General features: G+C 43.5%; 2 protein-coding genes. Both read left to right on the top strand.

All coding sequences use genetic code 11. The features are described 5' to 3' along the window. On the top strand, nt 1-658 hold a 658-nt coding region (locus F6K49_RS51480; RefSeq protein ID WP_366514379.1), incomplete at its 5' end, for a response regulator transcription factor. 3 nt (nt 659-661) lie between these two features. Then, on the top strand, nt 662-1,147 hold a 486-nt coding region (locus tag F6K49_RS51475), incomplete at its 3' end, for a CHASE2 domain-containing protein (RefSeq protein ID WP_293110690.1).

Raw genomic sequence — 1,147 nt, 5'->3', positions numbered from 1 at the left:
AGACTTAACTATGAAACCAAAAATTATTGTCATTGACGACCACGAATCGGTTCTAGAGGGAACCGTGAGCCAACTGCAAAAGCAATACCCAGAGGCAGAAATTGTTACGGCTAAAACTGCCCAGATAGCTCAAGAATATGTAGAGAGGTTATCCCCTGACTTAGTTGTTGCGGATCTTTCCATTCCCAAGCAGCAGGGAGATACTGCCCGAACCGATACGGGAATTCAACTCCTCAAAACATTAATGAAAATATACCCTACCCTCAATATAGTTGTTCAAAGCGCTAATATCAAAGCCTTAATCCGTTTAAAACCTGCTATTAATGAACATGAAGGAGGCTTTACCATCGTAGATAAAAGCCTGCCCCAAAAAGAAATGTTAATTAAAGTTGACTGGTCACTTCAGGGATTGATTTACACCCCCAAAGCGATGCGAAATGGCTTGGAAATCAAATCCGAATGGCTAGACGTTCTAACCTTAGCCTTTGAAGAAGGATTACAGGATAGAACCATTGCTCAGCGGATGCAAATCTCCGAGCGCACGGTTCGTAACTATTGGACTAAAGTTCAAGACGTTTTAGGGGTTTATCCAAAACCCGGTGAAAATATTCGCATTAAAACCGAGAAGCGGGCAAGAGAAGTCGGTCTAATCGATTGAGACATGAAACGTTTTACTGAGGAGGAAATTCAAAGCTGGCGGGTAGGATTGATGCCAGGACTAGTCGTGATCGGACTAGTAATCCTATTTCGCCTCACTGGCGTCCTGGAAAGTCTAGAATGGATTGCTCTGGATAGTTTTCTCCGTTGGCGTCCTGAGGAATCTATTGATAAAAGAATTCTAATTGTTGGTATTAATGAACAAGACATCCAAGGCATAGGTACCTATCCCATACCCGATCGAGACTTAGCATCACTGCTGAGAAAACTAGCAACCTATAACCCTAGAGCTATTGGTATTGACATCGTCAGAGATTTACCCGTTGAGCCTGGTTACACTGACTTAGTTGCAGCATTTCAGGCTATCAATACCGTGATTGGCATTGAAAAAGCCTTACCTGACCAAGATGGCAATACCATTAATCCACCACCCACCTTACCCCCCGAACAAGTTGGCTTTGCCGATGTGATACCTGACGCTGACGGACAA

This window comes from Moorena sp. SIO3I6 (assembly GCF_010672095.1).
The sequence above is the reverse complement of the archived record's forward strand: the minus strand, read 5'-3'. Positions and strand labels throughout refer to the sequence as shown.